General features: G+C 61.8%; 4 protein-coding genes and 1 pseudogene. 3 read left to right on the top strand and 2 right to left on the bottom strand.

Annotated elements, in window-relative coordinates; translation table 11 throughout:
• A pseudogene (locus EN750_RS16690) lies at positions 1-467 on the bottom strand (hypothetical protein); the annotation flags it as partial.
• A 436-nt stretch (positions 468-903) separates the two neighbouring features.
• Positions 904-2,169, bottom strand: coding sequence for a hypothetical protein (locus EN750_RS16685; protein ID WP_127397065.1), 1,266 nt, complete (start codon positions 2,167-2,169; stop codon positions 904-906).
• A 107-nt stretch (positions 2,170-2,276) separates the two neighbouring features.
• On the opposite strand from EN750_RS16685, the gene EN750_RS16680 reads away from it, so the two are divergent.
• The 3 genes from EN750_RS16680 to EN750_RS16670 all read left to right on the top strand — a co-directional run bounded on the left by EN750_RS16680 (position 2,277) and on the right by EN750_RS16670 (position 5,222).
• Positions 2,277-3,305 carry a CapA family protein gene (locus EN750_RS16680; RefSeq protein WP_127397064.1) on the top strand — a complete coding sequence of 343 codons (1,029 nt, stop codon included), beginning with the start codon at positions 2,277-2,279 and terminating at the stop codon, positions 3,303-3,305.
• A gap of 338 nt (positions 3,306-3,643) precedes the next feature.
• The gene (locus EN750_RS16675) at positions 3,644-4,594 is read left to right on the top strand and encodes a hypothetical protein (protein WP_245482725.1); all 951 of its coding nucleotides are present in this window, start codon (positions 3,644-3,646) and stop codon (positions 4,592-4,594) included.
• A 385-nt stretch (positions 4,595-4,979) separates the two neighbouring features.
• Entirely contained in the window at positions 4,980-5,222 is a 243-nt protein-coding gene (locus EN750_RS16670; RefSeq protein ID WP_013530037.1) for a DUF1344 domain-containing protein, read from the top strand.
• Positions 5,223-5,506 lie beyond the last annotated feature (284 nt).

Genomic DNA, 5,506 nt, shown 5'->3' with positions numbered 1-5,506 from the left:
CGTTCGAAGCGCTCCTGCGCCTTCGACTTCACGGCGGCGGGCGTCGGCTTTGCCTGCGCCACAAGGCGTTCGGATTTTTCCGCCTGCGAGCTTACCCTGGCCAGCTTGAAACAGCTGGCACCGCACTGCACCGAATGATCATGCAGGGCCTGAGTGCCGCCATTGGCATTGGCCAGCACGAAGGGTGCTTTCAAGAAGTGCTGTTTCAGCGGATCGGTAAGTGCGAGCGATCCCGGCATGGACAGCGTCTGGGGCAGGCCAACCGAAGTCGCCGACAGCGAGGCGCCGACGGAACTGAGGCCGGCCATGGTGCCGATCAACCAAAGGCCGATGGCGGTGCTGACGCAAGGCAGCGCGACCCAGCGAGCCACCCGGCCAGCGTTGAAGGAAGAGGAAGGCGGAGCATCGACGAACTCGCCGCCCTCACGCTGTCCCCGGTTTTTTTTGTGTGTACTCAACAACGCCATGCAACCAATCTCGCTTCAACCGGTTTCCCCGTACGTGGCCTTGATAGCCGCGACGACCATTCTGCGAGTGATCCCAGATGGTCCCGGACGCGTTTGCCGCGTCTGTAGTTGGTTGCCGATTGCTTCAAAATATGGACAAAGTTGGTTAATCAATTCCTCTCAAAACCAACGACGAGATGTGGATTTGGGCCAAATTTGGCTTCGTCCACGGCCAGGAAAGTGGTGTTGTCGCCCTTCCGACCTGGTTTTGCTGCCTGTTTTTGGCGGCCGAGTCAAGCAAAACAGCCGCTGCTAATTTTTGCGAAGCGCCTTGGCGCGGCATCTGCAGTGAGGTGACTGCCAGCAGACATCGCCTGGGAAAGGCGCCTGCTTCCAGTAAAAATGTTGCCGGTCTTGCCAAGATTTCCCCTGCGGAAGGGCCTGAAGCAGCCCGTCCTCAGTTGAACCAGAGCGCAAACGTCAAAAACCCGCCGCCGCCGAACTGGCGCTGGATCTGGTCGAAATCGTCGCTGGTCACGAGTTCGCCGCTTTCGAGGTAGGGCGCGATGGCCGGGCCGGTGATCGACAGCACCAGATCGAAGTTTTTCGGGTCATCGAAGAAGCGCTTCATGTTGATGCCTAGGCCAGTGCTGGCGGTGACGCGGAAATGCGGCAGCAGCTTGCGGCCTTCCAGGAGATCCTCGGCCATGGTCAAGGCGGCGAGCCAGGCCTGAACCTGCTCCTCGCCGACTTCGAGGCCGGTGAGTGGGTTCTCGCCCTTCTGCTGCGGTCCAGGCAGCCATTCGCGGTCATTGTCGGTCTCGGCACGAATCGCCTTCCAGTCCTCACGCGACAGCCGGATCATTTCCAGCAAATGGCGGCGCGCCGCTTGCCGGCGCTCCGGTTCGACCACCGGCCAGTTGACGAGATGCACCATCGAGATGAAATCGGCGATGCGCCATTCCGACGAGAAGATGCTCGAGCCCATGTCGCCGGCCGGCGGCACCAGAATATCCTGCAACGGCAATTTGGCGCGCGGGAACAGCATGTGGAACGAGCCGTCGAAGGTGCTCCTGAAATCATGCGCCAGCCAGAAATCGGCTTGGGCCATCAGGAACTCGGCATAGCCCTGCAGCCAGTATCCGTCGGCGCGGTCGAAACGGAAGGTGAGCGTGGGAACGGCGTCGTCCGATGTAATGCCGCCGCGTGACAACCCGGCAATGATCGCCGCCATGCTCTCGTCCGGCGCAATGGTGCCGTCCTCGTTGAGGTCGATGCCCGCACGGGTGAGATCGATCGCCATGCCGATATCGGCATCGGGCGGCACCGACGCAAACGTTGCCGCGGATTTCTCCAGCCGGTCGCGGAAGCCGACCAGGATGGCGCGGAACTGCTCGTAAGTCAGCGGCTCGGGATTGGGATTATCGGGCACCGGCAACCGCATCAGCGGCAGCATGAAGGATTGCGGGCTTTCGAAACCATGACGGTGCAGGCCGGTAGCCAGGATCTCCAGTGCGGTGAAGAACTCGCCCGCCCCGGCCGCATAGGCGGACGCCGGGTCTTTTGGCGCGGCGGTCTCCAGCATAGACAGGGCAGCGTCGCGCGCGGCCACGCTCTTCGCCTCGAACAGTCGGGTGGCCGCTTCGGGCATTGCCGCCGACGCGGAAGACAGCGGCAGGAGCAAAATGAAAGCGGATGTCAGCAGGCTTGCCAGTCGTGTCATCTTTTCCCCCCAATAGTTGTCGCGCCGCGCAAATATACACCATTTGCAACGCTGCGCTTCAACCCGCCGCGAGGACGGTTTACACAGGGCAAACAATTGGGCATCGCGTGTCGAACTATCCGCTTTCCTACAAGCTGTCCTGGCTGCCGCGTTTTCTCAAGCCATCGCTGGCCGGCGACGCGCAAGACTTTGCGCCCATGGCGGAAACGCTTATCGATTCAGCGCCAAGGCAGACAATGCGGCTTGCCTTTGTCGGCGACATCTCGGCGGTGGCCAACCGCAGCGCGCCGGACTGCGATCCGGCGATCAAGGCGCTGCTCGGCGCGGCCGATCTGGTGATCGGCAATTGCGAAAGCCCTGTGGTGGACAGACCAAGCGCAGTACTGGGGACGAGGCTCGGCACGCATCATGCGATGAGCGAGTTGTTTCTGGCCGAGGCGTTGGCGGCGGTTGGTATTGCGCGAGAAAAGCTCGTGCTGTCGCTGGCCAACAACCATGTGCTGGATCAGGGCATCGCCGGTTTCGACGAGACAATCGCGGCGCTGCTGCGGCTCGGCATCCGCACGATCGGCCTGGCCGCCGACGGTCCGGTTGTGCCGGTCCAGGTTGGATCGGTTGATATCGGCTTCGCAGCCTTCACGCTGTGGCGCAACGCCGATGAGAACCTGTTCTCCGGGCGGGTGTCGATGGACAGCGATCCGGCTGGCTGGCCGCGCGATGGTTTCGACCTACTCTGCGCCGTGCCGCATTGGGACTGGGAGTTCCGGCATTTTCCCCGCGACGAGACGCGAGTTCTGGCCAGGCGGCTGGCCGGGCAGGGCGTCGGACTGATCGCCGGCCATCACGCCCATGTCGTGCAGCCGGTGGAAAGGATCCACAAGACGGTGGTCGCTTATGGGCTCGGCGATTTCCTCGGCACCGCCTTCGCCCGCCAGCCATGGCCCGGTCGCATCGGTTCTATCCTCATTGTCGAAGTCAGTGCCGATGCCGGTACGCGCGGGACGATCGCGTCTTACCGTCTGCATCCCTTCATGCGCCTGCGCGCCGGCGACCATGAGCGGCTGGTGGTGGTGGAGGCATTGGAGGGCCGAGTGCGTGACAAGGTCGCGGAGCGACTGAAAGCGGTCTTTCCTTAGTGCTGCAAGCGACGAGACGTTGCCTATGGGTCCATGGCTGGCACATGCATTGTCTTTTGCGGCGCTGGTCGACCCCCACTCCGTCTCGGCTTCGCCGATCCACGGGGTAGAGGAAAGGCGCCAAGCTTTTGCCGTCAGCGCTCGTCCAGCAACGCTCCTTTCCTTTCCCTCCGGAGGGGGGAAAGGTGGCGCTGCGAAGCAGCGACGGATTGGGGGAACCACGTGGTAATCAGGCGTGGACATTTGTTGAAGAGGCACTGCAGTCGATACATCGAACAAAACCAGCTATCATAAATTTGTCGAGGCTTGCGGGGGTAGCGGTGGAAACAGCGGATTTCATGCCGAGCGAAACGGTCATCGCCGGCATCCGGAAAGACATAGAGGCCTATGAAGCGGCGAGGGCCTCGGCGGTCCGGCAAGTGCGCTGGCGGGTGCCGGTGTTCGTGGGGCTGGTGCTGGTGGCCGTGGTGCTGGTTGCCTGGCTGTTCAACAAGATTGCCGACCCCAACGAGCAATGGGTCTCGACGCCACATGTGTTCCTGTATGTCATCGGCTTCGCGGCTTCGATCCTACTCTATTTCCAGGCCAGGAAACCGGCGATGCGGCTGCAGCAATCATTCCGCGAGACGCTGCTGCCGATCATCTTCGGCTTCATCGCCGACATGCGCTACCAGCATGGCGTGACGCCGAATTCCTTCGATCGGTTGCCGCGCACGGCGGTTGGTCCGTTCAACCGGCAGGCGTTCGACGACATCGTGGCGGGCCGCTACGAAGGGTTTCCGTTCGAGCTGTACGAGGCGCATCTGCGGGAAGGGTCGGGCAAGGGCTCATCGACCGCCTTCCAGGGCGTCATCGTCGCCTTCGAGACCATCGCGCCGTTTCCCGGCATATTGGTGGCGACGCGGCGGACCAACGCGGTGATCAGCTTCTTTCGCGGCATGTTCGCCAGCAAGCTGCAGGAGTTGTCCAGTGGCGACGTGGCGCTTGATGCCGCCTACGAGTTCCGCACCGACAATCTCGGAGCGGCACAGCCACTGGTGAGCGGTCGGCTGGCGCAGGCACTGAAATGGCTTGGCGAAACCTGGCCGGACGACCCAGCCCGCGTGGCGCTCAATGGCAGCGATGGGTTCCTGCTGCTGCCGCAGACGAAGAACTTCTTCGAACTGCCGGATATTTCGGTGCCGCTCGATTACAGCACGCATGTCGCGCCGATGATATCAGACATGGGCGCGATGCTGGCGACGGCGGCACTTGTGCGCAAGATCGGCGCGAAGGACGAGGCGGGCTGAGCCGTCAGCCGTCGAAGCCGTATTTGTCACGCCTATAGTCCGCCTCTGACCATGAAACAAAATTTGTGTCGATGGTCGGTGAGCAGGCTGTTTCGTGATGCTGCTCGAGGTTGATTGCAGCGGCCGCGTGGCGATCCAAAGCCGCCGTCACAATCGGCTAAGCGACTCTTTTCGCGGATAGAAGTGGGCATTGGAGGAGTCGAAGCGGTCTGAAATGATGTCGGCAACAAGCAATATGTCGGAATTAAGCCTATGATATTGTTTGCGAAAATTCACCCAACGTGATTTGCGGAGGGAGCGCTTTCCGTTCCAGTTTCAAGCCGTCCGGTGCTGTCGTTTCCCAAGGCGGCGGTCCGGAAAGTGAAACAGCACGGAGTGCTTACCAATGAAGAAGACCCTCGCAACCACCGCCGCTCTGCTCGCCTTCCTCGGCACCGCCTATGCCGCGACCGTTCAGGGCACCATCCAGGCCGTCGACCCGACGACCAAGTCGATCACCCTCGACGACGGCAAGATCTACCAGCTGTCGCCGGAGGCGACGATCGGGAAACTGAAGGTCGGCGCCAAGGTGGCTGTGACTGTCGATGACAAGACCGGCATCGTGACGTCGATCAAGAAGGCCTCGTAAGGCGAGAACATCGTGCGTCGGCAGACCTGCTGACCGGATTTTACAAGCCCTGTTCCACTCATGGCCGGTCCCTCCGGGGATCGGCCATTTTCATCCGTCGGCTCTCGATGCCGGGCGACCTGGATAAGGTCTTCCGGCTGGACCCCAGGGCCGGCCGGCGGAATGCTGTCCGGCGGCATCGCTATGGTTTTTGCCAAAAAGCCGCGCTATCCCTTGGCCAACGGGGGATATCATGGCCGACGAACAAAAAGGGTTTCGCCTGTCGCGGCGATTGCTGCTGGGTG

It is taken from the genome of Mesorhizobium sp. M7A.F.Ca.ET.027.03.2.1 (assembly GCF_003999175.1).
Classification (GTDB): domain Bacteria; phylum Pseudomonadota; class Alphaproteobacteria; order Rhizobiales; family Rhizobiaceae; genus Mesorhizobium.
Note: the sequence above shows the minus strand (reverse complement) of the source record. Positions and strands in the feature narration are given on the sequence as shown.